Origin of the sequence: Nocardia sp. CA-119907 (assembly GCF_050955995.1) — a bacterium.
Classification (GTDB): Bacteria; Actinomycetota; Actinomycetes; order Mycobacteriales; family Mycobacteriaceae; genus Nocardia.
In genome coordinates this window covers 6955240-6970095 of the sequence record NZ_CP192091.1, presented here as the reverse complement: position 1 = coordinate 6970095, position 14856 = coordinate 6955240, and the positions used below count along the sequence as shown (strand labels likewise).

Below are 14856 nucleotides of genomic sequence, written 5' to 3'. Positions count from 1 at the left end.
TAGTTTTGGATTGATCAGTTCAGAATTGGACGACAAAGAAACGGCGCTGTGCCGCTGGTGTCGGTTTGTGGGACGCGATCCAGGCAGCCGGCTGATCGCTCGGCGCTAGAGAACGCTCAGTGCCGTGGTGGCGATCGCCTCCAGGGTGTCCCTTTCGGCTCCGCCGCGCGCCGCCACTCGCATGCCGCCGATCGTGGTGATCACGAAATGGGCCAGGGTGCGGGCGTCTTTGCTCGCATCTATCTCGCCGGATCGCTGACCTGCGCGGATCGCCACGGTCAATGCGTCGAGTCGCCGATCCTGATCCGCGCGCAACGTCGCCGCCACCTCCGGATCGCGCGGAGCCAGCTCGACCATCGAGTTGACCACCAGGCAGCCGATGGGATCGTCGGTCGGTGCGTCGATGGTCTGCCACAGCAGCGCCCGTATCTTCGCCCGCGCGGGCAGGTCGCCATCGAGCACATCGAAGATCGAGGCGTTCTTGGTGGACATGTACCGCCGCAGCGCCCGCTCGAACAACTCGTGCTTACTGGTGAAGGTGTTGTAAATGCTGCTGCGGCCCAAACCCGTTGCCTCGCAGAGGTCTTGGGTCGAGGTGCCCTCGTAGCCCGCGGACCAGAACGCCCGCATCGCCGCGTCGACCGCCCGGTCCTCATCGAATGCCTTCGGTCGTGCCATGGTGTCAAGCTAGCATGTTTTGAACTAATCGGTCCAATAAAGCTCTCGACCGCTGCTTCGAGGGAGTGCCGGTTGGGCTATGGCGAAACGGCGACACCCAACGAGAGTGCGGCGATGAACTTCGGTCCGTCGGCGTAGAACTCGTCGAGGTCGCGGATCTCGAATCCGGCGTCCTCGACGATGCCGCGGATATTTCGGTCGAGATTGCAGCCGCCCGCGATGGCCTTCTCGATCGGATTCAGTCGGTGCTGCCACACCTGGACGCCCGGATCCGGGGCCAGCCCGTGCTCGACGAAGTGCAGGGTTCCGCCGGGGACGAGCACCCGGCGCACCTCGGCCAGCGCGGCCGCGATATCCGGAATCGTGCACATCGTCCAGGTGGAGAGGACGCAGTCGAAGCTGTTATCGGCGAAGGGCAGCGACTGGCCGTCGAGTCCGGCGCGTTCGATCGGCACGGTGGCCTTCGCCCGCCGTTTCTCCGCCAGCCGCCACCCGAGGTCGGCGGGTTCGACCGCGCTGACCGACTCGATGCTCGCCGGATAGAACGGGATATTCAGCCCGGAACCGAAGCCGATCTCCATCACGCGCCCGTGCAGTCCGGCGCAGGCGCGCTTGCGCTGCGGATTGTTGAACCTGGCCCCACAGGCCAGATTCACCAGGCGCGGTACGACCTGATCGCTGTAGATTCCCACTTCTTCACTGTGTCAGGGGGCCGCGGCGCGGGCAATGGTGCGCTGACCGAAAGGGTGCGGCCGATGTCAGCGGGCCGCACGGCGGAGGGCATGCGATGCTGGCTCGGTGACCTTGTTCGAGGTGTGGGCCCCGCGACCGGAACGGGTGCGGGTCGAGGTCGACGGCAGCGCGCATCCGATGACGAGGTCCGCCGACGGCTGGTGGCGGGCCGAGGTTCCCGCCGGGGCCGGTGCGCGCTACGGCTACCTGCTCGACGACGATCCGACCGTCCTGCCCGATCCGCGCTCGGCCAGACAGCCCGACGGCGTGCACGCCCGCTCGGCGGTGCACACCCTGGATCCGGCCGGGTGGACCGATACGGACTGGACCGGCCGCCCGCTGGCGGGTGCGATTCTCTACGAACTGCATCTGGGCACCTTCACTCCCGATGGCACCTTCGACGCCGCCGTCGAACGCCTCGACCACCTCGTCGAACTCGGCGTCACCATGGTCGAGCTGATGCCGGTCAATGCCTTCGACGGCATCCACAACTGGGGCTACGACGGCGTGCTCTGGTATGCGGTGCACGAGCCCTACGGCGGCCCGGACGGGCTGCAGCGTTTTGTGAACGCCTGCCACACAAGGGGTTTGGCGGTCGCCCTCGATGTCGTCTACAACCATCTCGGCCCGTCCGGTAACTACCTGCCCCGCTTCGCGCCCTATCTGACCGAGGGCCGCAATACCTGGGGGCAGAGCCTCAATCTGGATGGACCGGCCTCGGATCCGGTGCGCGGCTTCATTATCGATAACGCGCTGCGCTGGCTGCGCGACTTCCACATCGACGCGCTGCGGCTGGACGCGGTGCACGCGTTGGTCGACCGCACCGCGACCCACGTACTGGCCGAACTGGCCGTCGAGACCGAATGCCTTGCCGCACATGTGCGCAGGCCGCTGTCGCTGATCGCGGAGAGCGACCTCAATGATCCACGACTCATCACCCCGCCTGCGGCGGGCGGCTACGGACTGACCGGCCAGTGGAACGACGACCTGCACCACGCCGTGCACACCGCGGTCTCGGGTGAACGTCAGGGCTACTATGCCGATTTCGGCACGCTGCGCTGTCTGGCACACACGTTGACGCACGGCTTCTTCCATGCCGGAACGTATTCCAGCTTCCGCGGCCGAATCCACGGCCGCCCCATCGATACCCGGTTGGTCCCGGCGAGTGCGCTATTGGCCTACACCTGCACCCACGATCAGATCGGCAACCGGGCGCTCGGGGACCGCCCGAGCGCCTATCTCACCGACGGACAGCTGGCGATCAAGGCCGCCCTGGTGCTGTTCTCGGCGTATACGCCCATGCTGTTCATGGGGGAGGAGTGGGGTGCGCGCACCCCGTTCCAGTACTTCACCTCGCACACCGATCCGGTGCTCGGAGCGGCCACCGCGACCGGGCGCAAGGCCGAATTCGCCGAACATGGCTGGGACACCGACGATGTACCGGACCCGCAGGACCCCGAAACCTATCTGCGTTCGAAGCTCGATTGGTCCGAGCTGGCACAGAATCGGCATGCTCGGCTACTTTCTTGCTATCGAAGACTGATCGGTTTGCGGCGTGAGCGACCCGAGATCACCGACCCGTGGCTGACCCGCGTATCCGTCGACTACGACGAGAGCGCCCGCTGGATCGCGGTGCGCCGCGGCCCGTTGACATTGCTGTGCAATCTTGACGAAGAGCAGGTCACCGTGCCGATCGCCGGTTATTCCCTCGTGTCGTGGGAGCCCGCGACCGAAGGCGTTGCCGCGACGGGGATTCCGGGCCACTCGTTCGTGATACTCGAGACTGGATAGCGAAACCCTGCGCCCGCGGTGCGATTACCGGAAAATCGCTGAATGTAACTGTCCGAGACAGGATCATTGCCGAAGGTGTTCGGCGCCATTACCGTTGGTATATGAGCAACGTGGCTTCGCCCGGGGACCTAGCGGATCTCCCCGACGGCGTGGGTGGCAGCGCCACCGCCGAATTCGCACCATTGGCACGCGCATTCGCGAAGGTCTTCGGGCGCCGTCGGGGGGCGGGAGGCGCCCTGGCCGTGCATCTGCGCGGCGAGCCGCTGGTCGACATCTGGACCGGCAGTGCGGGGGATCGGCCCTGGACCCAGGACACCGGGTCGATCGTCTTCTCCGCGACCAAGGGTGTCACCGCCACTGTCATCCACCGACTGGCCGATCGCGGTCTGCTCGACTACGAGGCTCCGATGGCCGCGTACTGGCCGGAGTTCGGCCAGAACGGCAAGGGCGACATCACCATTCGTCAGGTAATGACCCACAGTGCCGGACTCGGTGGCCTCAACCCGATCGCCGCCGGACTCGAGGATGTACTCGACCATCAGCTGATGGAGGAACGCCTCGCCGCCGCGAAACCCGATCACCTGCTCGGCACTCCGGCCTATCACGCACTCACCTTCGGCTGGCTGCTCGCCGGACTGGCCCGCGCCGTCACCGGCCACGGGATGGGCGAGTTGTTCCGCACCGAGGTCGCCGATCCGCTCGGCATCGATGGCATCCACCTCGGCAAACCGCCTGCCCACGCGTCGACGACCTATGCGCCGCTGGCGGGCACCCAGCTGAGTCTGGTTGGAAAGCCGATCAGCGCAAAGGTTTTGGGTGCCAGCTATGGTCTGCCCGGCGCCCTCGGCGCGGCCGCACGGTGTCTGTTCCTGCCCGGGCTGGAGACCATTCTGGAGGGTGAGCTGCCGCCGATCCTCGATACCGAACTCGGTGCGGGCAACGGTGTGTGCACCGCGCCGGCGCTGGCCATCATGTACGGCGCGCTGGCCAATGGCGGCGTGGCCGACGGTGTGCAGTACCTGTCACCGCGAACGATCAAGGCGCTGAGCCGGATTCGGACTTTCCGTCTCGACCGCGCACTGTTCTACGCGCCGATGCTCTGGCATCTGGGCTACCACTCGCTGCCGATGCCCGGCGCGCGCGGCGGCTTCGGCCATATCGGCCTCGGCGGCTCCTTCGGCTGGGCCGAGCCGCGTCTCGGGCTGTCGGTCGGATTCGTGCACAACCGGCTCTCGGCGGGACAGCTGAGTTTCGATCAGGCCTCGGCCGCATGGCTTTTGCCGATGGTCATGGCGGGCCTGCGCACGACCCGGCGGGCCGCCGCCGTGGTGCAGACGCCCGAGGCCGCCTAATCGAGGAGTGAAGAACCGGCCGCGCAGACCATGTCGACGCGGCCGGTTCGTATTCGTGCTGCTGGTTAATTGTTCAGGTGAGGTAGCGGTAGGCCGGGGAATCCGGCTCGAGACGTTCGCACTGGATCGGCGAATCGTGCATCCGCTCCAGTAGCGGGCCGAGTCCGTCCGGTGCGCCGAGTTCGATGCCGACCAGCGCGGCACCGGTTTCCCGGTTGTTGCGCTTGACGTACTCGAACAGGGTGATGTCGTCATCGGGACCGAGCACCTCATTGAGGAACCGCCGCAATGCGCCGGGCTCCTGCGGAAAGTCCACCAGGAAGTAGTGTTTCAGGCCGCGGTGGACCAGCGAGCGCTCGATGATCTCGCCATAGCGCGACACATCGTTATTGCCGCCGGAAACCAGGCACACCACTGTGGAACCCGGCTCGATCGCGATATCGGCCAGCGCCGCCACCGCCAGCGCGCCCGCGGGTTCGGCGATGATGCCCTCGCTCTGGTACAGCTCGAGCATGGTCGTGCAGATCGCGCCCTCGTCGATATGCATCATCTGGAAAGCGCCGGCGCCCCTTGGTGATTCGGTCGCGGTCAGCAAGGGCAGTGACCCGTGCGAGACCACCCGGCCGCCGAATGCGGAAATCGCCGTATAGGGCAGCTGGCCAACCCGACGCACCGCCGCGCCGTCGACGAACGGATCGATCTCCGGCAGCGTCACCGGGCCGCCCGCGACCAGTGCGGCGGTCATCGAGGCCGCACCCGCCGGCTCGACGCCGAGGATGCCGGTGCTGGGCGAGCGCTTGCGCAGGTAGGTGCCGATGCCCGCCAGACAACCGCCGCCGCCGACCGGGACCACCACCAGATCGGGGGTCCGGCCGCCGAGCTGCTCCAGGATCTCCGGGGCGATGGTGCCCTGGCCGGCCGCGGTGCGCGGATCGTCGAACGGCGGCACCATGGTGGCGCCGGTGCGCTCGACATCCTGGGCCGCGGCCGCCGCCGCGGCGTCATAGGTTTCCCCGACCGCGATCAGTTCGACGTATTCGCCGCCGTGCACCCGGATGCGGTCGCGCTTCTGCTTCGGTGTGGTGGTCGGCACGTAGATGCGGCCCTTGATACCCATCGCATTGCAGGCGAAGGCCACGCCCTGGGCGTGATTGCCCGCACTGGCCGCGACCACGCCCGCGGCTCGTTCGGATTCGGTGAGCTGGACGATCAGGTTGTAGGCGCCGCGCAGCTTGTAGGAACGCACGGCGGTCAGATCCTCGCGCTTGAGGTAGACCTGCGCGCCGGTCAGTAGGGACAGCCGGGGGCTGTGCTGTAGCGGGGTCGGCTCGATAATTTCGGCAATTCGCTTGGCGGCGGCGTCGATCTCGTCCGCGCTCAGCGTCGGACGAGTAGTGGACTGGTCGTCGAGTAATTCAAGCGGATTGGACACCCGAAACATGCTGCCACCCGCCGCGTCGGCCGGACTCGGCGGGTGGGCGTCTGAGGAGCGCAAACGGTCGGTTTCCCGGCCGCTATCGGGTCGGACCTACCGGGGCGTCAGGACGAAAACCGGGATCGCGCGGGTCGTCTTGGTCTGATAGCCCGCGTAATCGGGCCAGACCTCGATCGCCCGCTCCCACCACAGCGCCTTCTCCTCGCCGAAGACCTCGCGTGCGGTGTAGTCCTTGTTCTCGGCGCCGTCACGCAGTTCGACATGCGGCTCGGCCTTGATGTTCCAGTACCAGACGGGATGCTTCGGCGCACCGCCCAGCGAGGCCACGATTGCGTACTCGCCGTTGTGCTCGACCCGCATCAGCGCGGTCTTGCGCAAGAGGCCGGTCTTCGCACCCCTGCTGGTCAACACGATGACGGGTTTGCCCTGCAGCGTCGTGCCCTCGGCGCCGCCGGAGTTCTCGATCTGTTCGGCCTGCTCACGGGCCCAGTCGGATGTGCTCGGTGCGTACTCACCTGTCAATGGCATGACATGGGCAACACCGCTGGCCGCAGCAGTGTTCCCGGCACAATGTTAGGTGGCCCGAACTTCTGCATCCGTGTAGCCTGACGCCATGGCAGTGGTTCACCCCTCGACCCGCCCCGCGGCGGTGGAAATCGCGGGCAGCGCGTGGCCGATGTACAAGCTCGAGGCGCTCGCCCTCGGGCTGGTCATCTGTCTCGTACTGGCGCTGATCACGGGATCGCTGCAGGTTGCGGTGCTGGTCGCGGCTGCGGTCGGTGCTGGTCGCTGGGTTGTTGGGCAGGTTGGTGCGCGAGACCGGGGTGCGCGCAGACGCTGAGCGTTCGGGGTGCGTGGGGTCAGGCGGTGTCCAAGGGGAGGGTGGTGAGTTCGGTGCGGGAGAGGACGCCTAGTTTGGGGTAGGCCTTGTAGAGGTGGTGGCCTATGGTGCGGGGGCTGAGGAAGAGTTGCGCCGCGATATCTCGGTTGGACATGCCCTGGGCGGCGAGGCGGACGATCTGGAGTTCTTGCGGGGTCAGGCGGGCCAGGACGCCGGTGGTCGGGCGGGTGGCGGTGCCGACGCCCAGGGCGGCGAGTTCGGTGCGGGCGCGCTCGGCCCAGGGGGTGGCGTCGAGGCGGTCGAAGGTTTCCAGGGCGGGCTGGAGTTGGTTGCGCGCCTCGGTCTTTCGGCGGTTGCGGCGTAGCCATTCGCCGAAAAGCAGTTGCGTTCTGGCCTGTTCGAAGGGGCGACCGCCACGCTCGATCGCGGCTTGAAAGTGCTTCTCCGCCTTGGCTTCCGGGGCTACCAATGCCATGCACCGCTGGACCAGAGCGGCTACCCATTCTTGTTGGGACACCTCGGCCCAGGTCTGTAGTCGTTGCAACGCGTCACCGGCTCGCTCGGGGCTGCCGAGGCGCACCGCCGCTTCGATCAGGTCGGGCAGGGCACGCAGACCGATCACGTGGTGGCGGGAGGGTTCCACGGTGAGCAGTTCCAGGCGCGAGAGGGCGCTGTCGACCTTGCCCTGGCCGAGATCGAGTACGCCGAGCGCCGCGAGCGTCCATGGTGCGCCGGGCGCGGTGGCGCCGCCGAGTTCTTCGGCGAGTGCTCGATCGACCAATTCTCGGCAGTCCTGTTCGCGACCTTCGATGGCGGCCAGATAGGCGAGGTAGCTCGACATCTGGCTGATCCAGTGCCGCTGTCCGATGTCCTGGGCGATCCGCAGGCCCTCGGTCGCGGCGATGCGGCCCTCGCGGGGACGGCCGAGGAACAGTTCGGTCTCGGCGCGGAAGAACAGCAGCGTCGGCAGCAGGGCGATGCGACCCTGGTCGCGGCATTCGGCGATGAGGGTCTTGGCCAGTTCCGCGGCCTGTTCGTCCTGGCCGACGACCATCCCGATACCGCACATCTGCACCAGATCGCGCGGGCTGTCCGCACCGTTGCGCCGGGACGCGGCGGCCGTTTCGCGCAGGTCGATGGTGAATCGGCCATCGATGCCGGCGACCGTGTAGCGGGCGATGGGCGCCATCGGCTCGGATTCGGGCAGGGACAGCGCATTGATGTGCTCGGCCACCTCCGCCAGTTCTGGTGCGCCGAGGTACCAGGCCGTATGCACCGCCTGCATGAGGATGCGGGCGGCGCGTGCCGGATCGTCGGTGCGTACCAGATCGGCGCCGGCCAGTAGCAGCCGATGTGCCGAAAGTGGTTTGCCCGCACCGAATTCCGCGGTGGCCCGGACCAGATCCAGCCGGGCGCAGAGCAGCGGGTCGGTGGTCTGGGTGGCCGCGCGGTCGGCCAGGCGGCTGGCGCGGTCCAATAGTCCGGCCTCACCCGCGGTTTCGGCGGCCGAGACGAGTCGGCGCACGCGGGCCGCGGCATCGGTGCTCAAACCCGCCGCGCGCTCGTAGGCGGCGACGGCGCCGGAGTAGCCGCTGCGGCGGCGGGCGCGATCGGCGGTGTCCTCGAGGGCGGCGGCGGTGGTTTCGTCGGGTCCGGTCGCCGCCGAGGCCAGATGCCAGGCGCGCAGGTCGGCGTTCTCGGGGTCGGTCAGCGCGGCGGCCAGGGCGGCGTGGGCGGTGAGGCGTTGGGTCAGTGCCGCACCCTGGTAGACGGCCGAGCGCAGCAGCGGATGGCGGAACCGCATGGCCTGTCCGTCGCTGTGGACGAGTCCGGCGTCGGCGGCGGGTTGCAGGTCCGGCAGACGCGCGCCGAGTGCGTCGGCGGCGCGCAGCACAGTGGTGAGATCGTCGGTGCCCGCGGCGGCAGCCACCAACAGCAATGTCCGGGTGGCGGCGGGGAGTCTGGTCACCTGGCCGTGGAAGGCGACCTGGAGTCGCTGCGTCAACGGCAGCGGATTCGGCCCGCTCGTATGGCCCGATCCCGTTGCCTCGGCGGCCAATACTGCCGGCAGCTCTTGCAGCGCGAGTGGGTTACCGCCCGCCTCGGCCAGCAGCCGGTAGCGCAGGGCGGGTGACAGCTCCGGAGCGTGGCTGTCCACCAGTGCGGCCGCCGAGTCCTGCGGCAAACCCGTCAGCACGAGTTCGGGCAGTCCGGGTGCGGGAAAATCCTGGTCGCCGGTCCGCGTCGCGAAGATGATCACCACCCCTTCGGCATCGAGGCGCCGCGCCACGAACAGCAGTGTCTCCGCCGTCGCCCTATCCAGCCAGTGCGCGTCATCGATCAGACACAGCAGTGGCCCCTCCTCCTCGGCCAGCAGGGATAACACCGCCAACCCGATCAGCATCCGATCCGCCGGATCATGGTGCGCCAGCCCGAAGGCCCCGCGCAGCGCATCGCGCTGCGGTGCGGGCAACCCGTCGACCAGTGCCATCCCCGGCTTGATCAGCAGATGCAGCCCCGCGAACGGCAACTCCGCCTCGGACTCGATCCCGGCACTGCGCACCGCGGTGATCCCCTGCGCCGCCGCATAATCCAGGAGCGCGGTCTTCCCGATCCCCGGCTCCCCACGCAGCACCAGTGCCCCACTGCGACCCGCCCGCGCCTGGTCGAGAAGCCGATCGATCTGTGCTTGTTCGGCTTCTCTTCCATGGAGCATCTGCCCACCGTAGCCGTTGGCCACGACGATGTTCGATCCGATGAGGGGCCGTGTCACAGCCCGTTTTCATAGCCGTGTGCTACTACAGTGCGCTTATGCCCTCGAAGTTGACGGAGATAGCGCTGGTGGGTTGCAGCGTCTTGATCGCCGCAATGTCGCCGGTGGCGTCCGCGCCGGCCGAGGTCGTCTCGATGGCGCCGCATGAGAAGACCATCGCATCGCCGATCGGCGGCAACATCATGGTGGGTAGTAAGGACGAGACCATCAACCGGATCGCGCCGCTGAACCAGGTGGGAACTACCCGGGAGGCGCTGGTCACCACCACTGCCTACGGTCAGATCGATGCGGCGGCAGCGGGCAGGCTGAAGGTCGGCTACCACGTCGGTTGTGCGGTGACGATCGGTACGGGCACCCTTGGCGCGACGCCCGACCTCATCATCCCAATACCCCTGCCCTGGAACAACGTGTCGACGACCACGCCAGAGTTGCCGTTCACGACCCTGCCGATCACGCCGACCCTGCCGACCCTGCCGATCACGCCGACCCTGCCGACCCTGCCGATCACGCCGACCCTGCCGACCCTGCCGACCCTGCCGATCACGCCGACCCTGCCGACCCTGCCGATCACGCCGACCCTGCCGGTTGCGCCGAGTGTGCCGGTCGTGCCGAGTGTGCCGGTTGCGCCGATCACGCCGACCCTGCCGGTTGCGCCGAGTGTGCCGGTTGCGCCGATCACGCCGACCCTGCCGGTTGCGCCGAGTGTGCCGGTTGCGCCGGGTGTTTCGGTCGCGCCGAGTGTGCCGGTCGCGCCGATCACACCGGTCGCGCCGAACGTGTCGACTACGCCGAGCGTGCCGATCACGCCCATCAATCAGAACGTGCCGATCACGCCGAACGCGTCGCCCACGCCGAACGCGCAGAACGTGCCGATCACGCCGGTCGCGCCGAATGTGCGGATCACGCCGAACGCGTCGCCCACGCCGAACGCGCAGAACGTGCCGATCACGCCGGTCGCGCCGAATGTGCGGATCACACCGAACGCGCCGATCACGCAGAACGCGCCGATCACGCAGAACGTGCCGATCACGCAGAACGTGCCGATCACGCCGCCCACGCCGAACGCTCCGAACTTGCCCAACAGGCCGAACGTGCCCGACTGGCCCAACTGGAATGGGCAAGGGATCAGTGGGAACGAGATCAGCGGGAACGAGATCAGTGCGAACGAGATCGCCGACGGCGGCGGGCTCGACGTCCCCATCTTGGTCAATCCCAACCCCGTGGTCACCCTGAACCTCAATCCGGGTGAGATCGCGGAGGTTCCGCTGGCGGAGAAGGAGATGATCCCCGGCACGCTCATCCAGACGGTGGTCCGGGACTTCCACATCAAGGTCGATGCCTGCACCGGTCCGGTTACCCTGCGGCAATTCGCCTATGTCTATGCCGTCTCACCCGAGGTCGACGATTCGAGTGCGGTCTTCGGCGACCCGACCTGGTTGTAGCCGCACCGGGTGCTCGCACAATCCCGTCCGGCGCCTGTCGTCCCATTGAAAGACAACGTTTTCATTAACGTCCCCGCTGGGGCCGCCGATGATTCGGGTAGTCGAGTACGCAGGTTTCGACGGTAATCGGGGCGGAGGATCTTTACCTATGAAACGACTGGTGGTCTGCTGCGACGGTACTTGGAAGGCCGAATCGAGCAGCACGGTATCGAATATCATCAAGATCGCGCAGACGATTCGGTACGAGGCGCCGGGACCGTCGGGGGAGCCGATCCAGCAGTGGGTCAGCTATGTTTCCGGGCCGGGCGCCCGCGGCTTCCTGGCCGACCGCCTGATGGGCGGCGCGTTCGGACTCGGACTCGAGGCGAATCTGTCCTCGGCGTACTGGCATCTGGCATTGAACTGGCAGCCGGGCGATGAGATCTACATTTTCGGTTTCAGCCGCGGCGCGTTCACCGCACGTAGCCTGGCCGGTCTGATCGGCCGCATCGGGATCATGACACCGGATGCCATGATCGAGGGAAAGTACCCGGAGGCCTTGCGGATTCACCATCAGCCCGCGCCGCGGCGGACACCGGAGAATCCGGATCCGAAGGAGCCGCAGGAGTGGATCGACTTCCGCAAGGCGAACTGCTGGGGCGGCCCCGCCAAGATCGACTTCATCGGGGTCTTCGATACCGTCGGCGCGCTCGGCGTGCCCGGACTGACCTCGCTGCGGCATCGATTCCACGATGTGAAGCTCGGGCGCAATGTCTACTGCGCGCGTCAGGCCCTCGCCCTCGACGAGCGGCGCCGCAACTTCGAACCGTGCCTCTGGGAGGTGCCGATCGAACCGGATGTGAAGTACTCCCACGACTACGACCGCGTCAAGCAGGTGTGGTTCGAGGGCGTGCACAGCGATATCGGTGGCGGTTACCAGCAATGCGGGCTGTCCGACATCACGCTGCGCTGGATGGTGGGTGAGGCGGAGGCCGTCGGGCTGGTCTTCGACCGGGAGCGGCTGGAGGGTCTGGCCGAGCGCTGCCGAGCCGAGGACAACCATATGGAGCTGCACGGTTCGCTGAGCATCGGATACCGAATCCTCAATGTGCTGCGCACCCTTCGCCAACCCAGGAACCCGCGGTTCTACTGGGATTCCTGGCGGCGGCTCTACACCAACGGGGATCGGAGCGTCCGCTTGGCCTCCACCGTGCACGACGCCACCGACTATCGGCCCGTGAATCTGCTGCGCTGGCTGCGCGAGCACGACGGGATGGTGCCCGAGACGCTGATCGAGAAGACCGGCACGGTCACCACGATCGCGCCGGAGGAGCCCTGAGCTCACCCACCCCGCCGACTACGCAAGCTCCGTCGGCTGCCATCCCCCTAGCGCACCAGTAGGGCGACGGGCAGTCGGGCGAACAGCTTCTCCAATCGGGCCCGGCCCTGGAAGGTGTGGCCGGTCAGCCGGTCGGTCCAGCTGCCCTGCGGCAGCTCCAAGGTGGTATCGCCCCAGCCGGTTTCGGCCAGCGCGAGGCTGTGCCGGGTGGCGGCGACGACCACCTCGGGTGTCTCACCGGCCCGGCCGCGCGCGTAGGCGACCAGTCTGCTCTCCTGCTCGCCGGTGGCGAACAGCGGCAGATAGGTGCCGCCGACGAAGCAGTCCGGACGTTCCCGGCGCAGCCACAGCGCGTAGGCGACGATCCACATCTTCGCCGCGCCCGTGGTGTCCAATGCCGGTGTGCCGGTGAGCGATTGCAACAGGCCCGCGCGCGCCGCGAAGTCGACCGGACGCCGGTTGTCCGGATCGACGAGGGAGTCCTCCCACAGCTCACAGCCCTGATAGATATCGGGAATCCCGGGCCCACACAGTTGCAGCAGCTTCTGCGACAGCGAATCCGACCAGGCGTGCGGTGCGAGTTCGTGTACCAGATCTCCGATTTCGGAGCCAACGGGTCCATCGATCACCGCGTCCAGCCAGGTGTGCACCTTCGTCTCGAATTCGGCATCCGGTTCCTCCCAGGAGGTATGGACGTCGGCCTCGCGAATGGCCTTCTCCGCGAACAGATGCAGTCGCTCGCGCAGCCCGGCCACCGAGGAGGCGGGCCGGCCGTCGGCGGGCCAGATCCCGAACATGTTCTGCAATAAGAACAGCGTCGTCGCGCCGTCGGGGCCCGGGGTGATGTCCTGCCAGGATTCGACGGCGCGCGCCCAGGTCTCCGCGGCCTGGGAAAGTACCCCGATCCGGGCCCGCACATCCTCGCCGCGCTTGGTGTCGTGGGTGGACAGGGTGGTCATGGTGGCGGGCCAGCGCTGTGCGCGTTCGCTATTGGAGAGGTGGAATTCGTTGAGCGAGTGGCCGAATCGCGCCGGATTGCCGCCCACCTCCTGTAGTGAGACCAGTCGCGCCGCCTGATAGAACATGGTGTCCTCGACGGCCTTGGCGGTGATCGCGCCGCAGACCTGGCTGAATCGCACGGCCGCCTCGCCATCGGTGGCCAGCGCGGCCACCAGCACGCTCAGCGGCGCCGTCAGTTCGCTATTGCGCTTTTCCACCTCGGCGACCACCGCACCGGTCATCCCCGCGAGCGGTGCGTAGTCCACCCGATAGACCGGCATGAAGGCCAGCACCTCGATGGTGGCGTTGGTCAATGCCATGGTGTCGAAGCTCTCGGCTCTGGCATCGCGCTTGATCGCCGCGACCAGCCGCCGGATCTCCGGTGCCAGAATGTTTTCCGCCACCGCGCGTTTGATCCGATGTTCGGTTTCGCCGATCCAGGCGCGATCGCTGCCGTGTCCGGCGAGTTTGCGCGACAGTTCGGTCAGCGCCTGTTCGCCGTCGGGGTGGATCAGCACGCCGCCGTAATCGGACAGGGCGTCGTAACCGGTGGTGCCGTCGACCGGCAGGGTGGCGTCCAGCGGTTCGCGATTGGCGAGGATCTTTTCGACGAGTAGTAGCCGGTGCGGGCCGATGAGCCGACGCAGCTTCGCCAGATACGCGGCGGGATAGGACAATCCGTCCGGATGGTCGATCCGGACGCCATCGATCAGATCGTGCTCGCACCAAGCGGCCAGTTCCCGATGGGTGATCTCGAAGACCTCGGGGTCCTCCTGTCGGACCGCGGCCAAACTGCTGACGGCGAAGAACCGTCGGTAGGTGCACAGTCCGGCCTTCCAGCTGACCAGCCGGTAGTGCTGTTTGTCGTGGATGCGCAGCGCGTTGTCGCCGTCGGTGCCCGCCGCGATGGGGAAGCGCAGATCGTGCAGTGCCAGCATCGGTTCCGAACCGGATCGGTCGACGGTCAGCGCGGCCGGATCGTTCTCGCTCTGCAGGACGGGCAGCGCCAAGCGCCCGCCCGCGCCGTTGCCCGCGCTCCAATCGATATCGAAGAAGTGCGCGAACTTCGATTCGCGGCCGTTGCGCAGCACATCCCACCACCACGGGTTCTGCCGGGGATCGGCGATGCCGACGTGGTTGGGCACCAGGTCGACGATCAGACCCATACCCCGGCTGCGCACCTCATCCGCGAGCGCCTTGAGTCCGCCAGGGCCGCCGAGGGCCGCCGAGACCGTGGTCGGGTCGGTGACGTCGTAGCCGTGCTTCGATCCGGCCGCCGCGGTGAGGATCGGCGACAGATACAGATGCGAAATCCCCAACTGCTGTAGGTATTCCGCGATCGCGCGGGCATCGGTGAAGGTCAACGCGTCCGGGCGCAGCTGGAGTCGGTAGGTGCTGCGGACCGGGGTCTGCCGGGCCGTGGCGCGGCCGCGGGAGATGGGATCGGTGTGATGGGTGTGCGTCTCGATCTTGGGGGTCTCGGTCATCGGCGTTT

The 14856-nt window shown here is 67.4% G+C and carries 14 protein-coding genes and 1 pseudogene; 6 read left to right on the top strand and 9 right to left on the bottom strand.

Annotated features, from left to right (window positions below; all coding sequences use genetic code 11):
* Window positions 1-105 precede the first annotated feature (105 nt).
* Together ACQP2D_RS31130 and ACQP2D_RS31125 are read right to left on the bottom strand one after the other, a co-directional pair.
* Entirely contained in the window at window positions 106-678 is a 573-nt protein-coding gene (locus ACQP2D_RS31130; RefSeq protein WP_433679482.1) for a TetR/AcrR family transcriptional regulator, read from the bottom strand.
* A gap of 77 nt (window positions 679-755) precedes the next feature.
* Complete coding sequence (locus ACQP2D_RS31125) at window positions 756-1370, bottom strand: class I SAM-dependent methyltransferase (protein ID WP_433679481.1); 615 nt, start codon at window positions 1368-1370, stop codon at window positions 756-758.
* Window positions 1371-1476: 106 nt separating this feature from the next.
* On the opposite strand from ACQP2D_RS31125, the gene treZ reads away from it, so the two are divergent.
* Both treZ and ACQP2D_RS31115 read left to right on the top strand, forming a co-directional pair.
* Window positions 1477-3201, top strand: a complete 1725-nt coding sequence (treZ, locus tag ACQP2D_RS31120) for a malto-oligosyltrehalose trehalohydrolase (RefSeq protein ID WP_433679480.1) — start codon at window positions 1477-1479, stop codon at window positions 3199-3201.
* Between the two features lie 101 nt (window positions 3202-3302).
* Complete coding sequence (locus tag ACQP2D_RS31115) at window positions 3303-4553, top strand: serine hydrolase domain-containing protein (protein WP_433679479.1); 1251 nt, start codon at window positions 3303-3305, stop codon at window positions 4551-4553.
* 73 nt (window positions 4554-4626) lie between these two features.
* Here ACQP2D_RS31115 and ilvA read toward each other — a convergent pair whose 3' ends face one another.
* The gene (gene ilvA, locus ACQP2D_RS31110; RefSeq protein ID WP_433679478.1) at window positions 4627-5985 is read right to left on the bottom strand and encodes a threonine ammonia-lyase IlvA; all 1359 of its coding nucleotides are present in this window, start codon (window positions 5983-5985) and stop codon (window positions 4627-4629) included.
* A 96-nt stretch (window positions 5986-6081) separates the two neighbouring features.
* On the bottom strand, window positions 6082-6516 hold the full coding sequence (locus ACQP2D_RS31105; RefSeq protein ID WP_433679477.1) for a nitroreductase family deazaflavin-dependent oxidoreductase: 435 nt from the start codon (window positions 6514-6516) through the stop codon (window positions 6082-6084).
* An 85-nt stretch (window positions 6517-6601) separates the two neighbouring features.
* On the opposite strand from ACQP2D_RS31105, the gene ACQP2D_RS31100 reads away from it, so the two are divergent.
* Window positions 6602-6829, top strand: a complete 228-nt coding sequence (locus tag ACQP2D_RS31100) for a hypothetical protein (RefSeq protein WP_433679476.1) — start codon at window positions 6602-6604, stop codon at window positions 6827-6829.
* A gap of 19 nt (window positions 6830-6848) precedes the next feature.
* Here ACQP2D_RS31100 and ACQP2D_RS31095 read toward each other — a convergent pair whose 3' ends face one another.
* Together ACQP2D_RS31095 and ACQP2D_RS31090 are read right to left on the bottom strand one after the other, a co-directional pair.
* Entirely contained in the window at window positions 6849-9545 is a 2697-nt protein-coding gene (locus ACQP2D_RS31095; protein ID WP_433679475.1) for an ATP-binding protein, read from the bottom strand.
* A gap of 82 nt (window positions 9546-9627) precedes the next feature.
* Entirely contained in the window at window positions 9628-9864 is a 237-nt protein-coding gene (locus ACQP2D_RS31090) for a hypothetical protein (RefSeq protein WP_433685982.1), read from the bottom strand.
* Here ACQP2D_RS31090 and ACQP2D_RS31085 point away from each other — a divergent pair.
* Window positions 9836-9934 (top strand): annotated as a pseudogene (locus tag ACQP2D_RS31085) (MspA family porin); the annotation flags it as partial. The gene ACQP2D_RS31090 and the pseudogene ACQP2D_RS31085 sit on opposite strands and share 29 nt — an antisense overlap.
* On the opposite strand, the gene ACQP2D_RS31080 reads toward ACQP2D_RS31085, so the two are convergent.
* Window positions 9919-10413: a hypothetical protein gene (locus ACQP2D_RS31080; protein ID WP_433685981.1), complete on the bottom strand. Its 495-nt coding sequence runs from the start codon at window positions 10411-10413 to the stop codon at window positions 9919-9921. The pseudogene ACQP2D_RS31085 and the gene ACQP2D_RS31080 sit on opposite strands and share 16 nt — an antisense overlap.
* A gap of 3 nt (window positions 10414-10416) precedes the next feature.
* A complete protein-coding gene (locus tag ACQP2D_RS31075; protein WP_433685980.1) occupies window positions 10417-10683 on the bottom strand; it encodes a hypothetical protein in 267 nt (88 codons plus the stop codon).
* Here ACQP2D_RS31075 and ACQP2D_RS31070 point away from each other — a divergent pair.
* On the top strand, window positions 10676-11044 hold the full coding sequence (locus ACQP2D_RS31070) for an MspA family porin (protein WP_433685813.1): 369 nt from the start codon (window positions 10676-10678) through the stop codon (window positions 11042-11044). The genes ACQP2D_RS31075 and ACQP2D_RS31070 overlap by 8 nt on opposite strands.
* Window positions 11045-11192: 148 nt before the next feature.
* Complete coding sequence (locus ACQP2D_RS31065; RefSeq protein WP_433679474.1) at window positions 11193-12362, top strand: DUF2235 domain-containing protein; 1170 nt, start codon at window positions 11193-11195, stop codon at window positions 12360-12362.
* A gap of 47 nt (window positions 12363-12409) precedes the next feature.
* Here ACQP2D_RS31065 and treY read toward each other — a convergent pair whose 3' ends face one another.
* Window positions 12410-14848: a malto-oligosyltrehalose synthase gene (gene treY / locus ACQP2D_RS31060; RefSeq protein ID WP_433679473.1), complete on the bottom strand. Its 2439-nt coding sequence runs from the start codon at window positions 14846-14848 to the stop codon at window positions 12410-12412.
* Window positions 14849-14856: the final 8 nt, after the last annotated feature.

What these genes read in the sequence shown, in the direction of transcription:
- ACQP2D_RS31095 (WP_433679475.1), bottom strand. Translation starts at nt 9,545, where the DNA reads ATGCTCCATGGAAGAGAAGCCGAACAAGCACAGATCGATCGGCTTCTC.
- ACQP2D_RS31065 (WP_433679474.1), top strand. Translation starts at nt 11,193, where the DNA reads ATGAAACGACTGGTGGTCTGCTGCGACGGTACTTGGAAGGCCGAATCG.
- ACQP2D_RS31115 (WP_433679479.1), top strand. Translation starts at nt 3,303, where the DNA reads ATGAGCAACGTGGCTTCGCCCGGGGACCTAGCGGATCTCCCCGACGGC.
- ACQP2D_RS31105 (WP_433679477.1), bottom strand. Translation starts at nt 6,516, where the DNA reads ATGCCATTGACAGGTGAGTACGCACCGAGCACATCCGACTGGGCCCGT.
- ACQP2D_RS31080 (WP_433685981.1), bottom strand. Translation starts at nt 10,413, where the DNA reads ATGGGCGTGATCGGCACGCTCGGCGTAGTCGACACGTTCGGCGCGACC.
- treY (WP_433679473.1), bottom strand. Translation starts at nt 14,848, where the DNA reads ATGACCGAGACCCCCAAGATCGAGACGCACACCCATCACACCGATCCC.
- ACQP2D_RS31100 (WP_433679476.1), top strand. Translation starts at nt 6,602, where the DNA reads ATGGCAGTGGTTCACCCCTCGACCCGCCCCGCGGCGGTGGAAATCGCG.
- ACQP2D_RS31130 (WP_433679482.1), bottom strand. Translation starts at nt 678, where the DNA reads ATGGCACGACCGAAGGCATTCGATGAGGACCGGGCGGTCGACGCGGCG.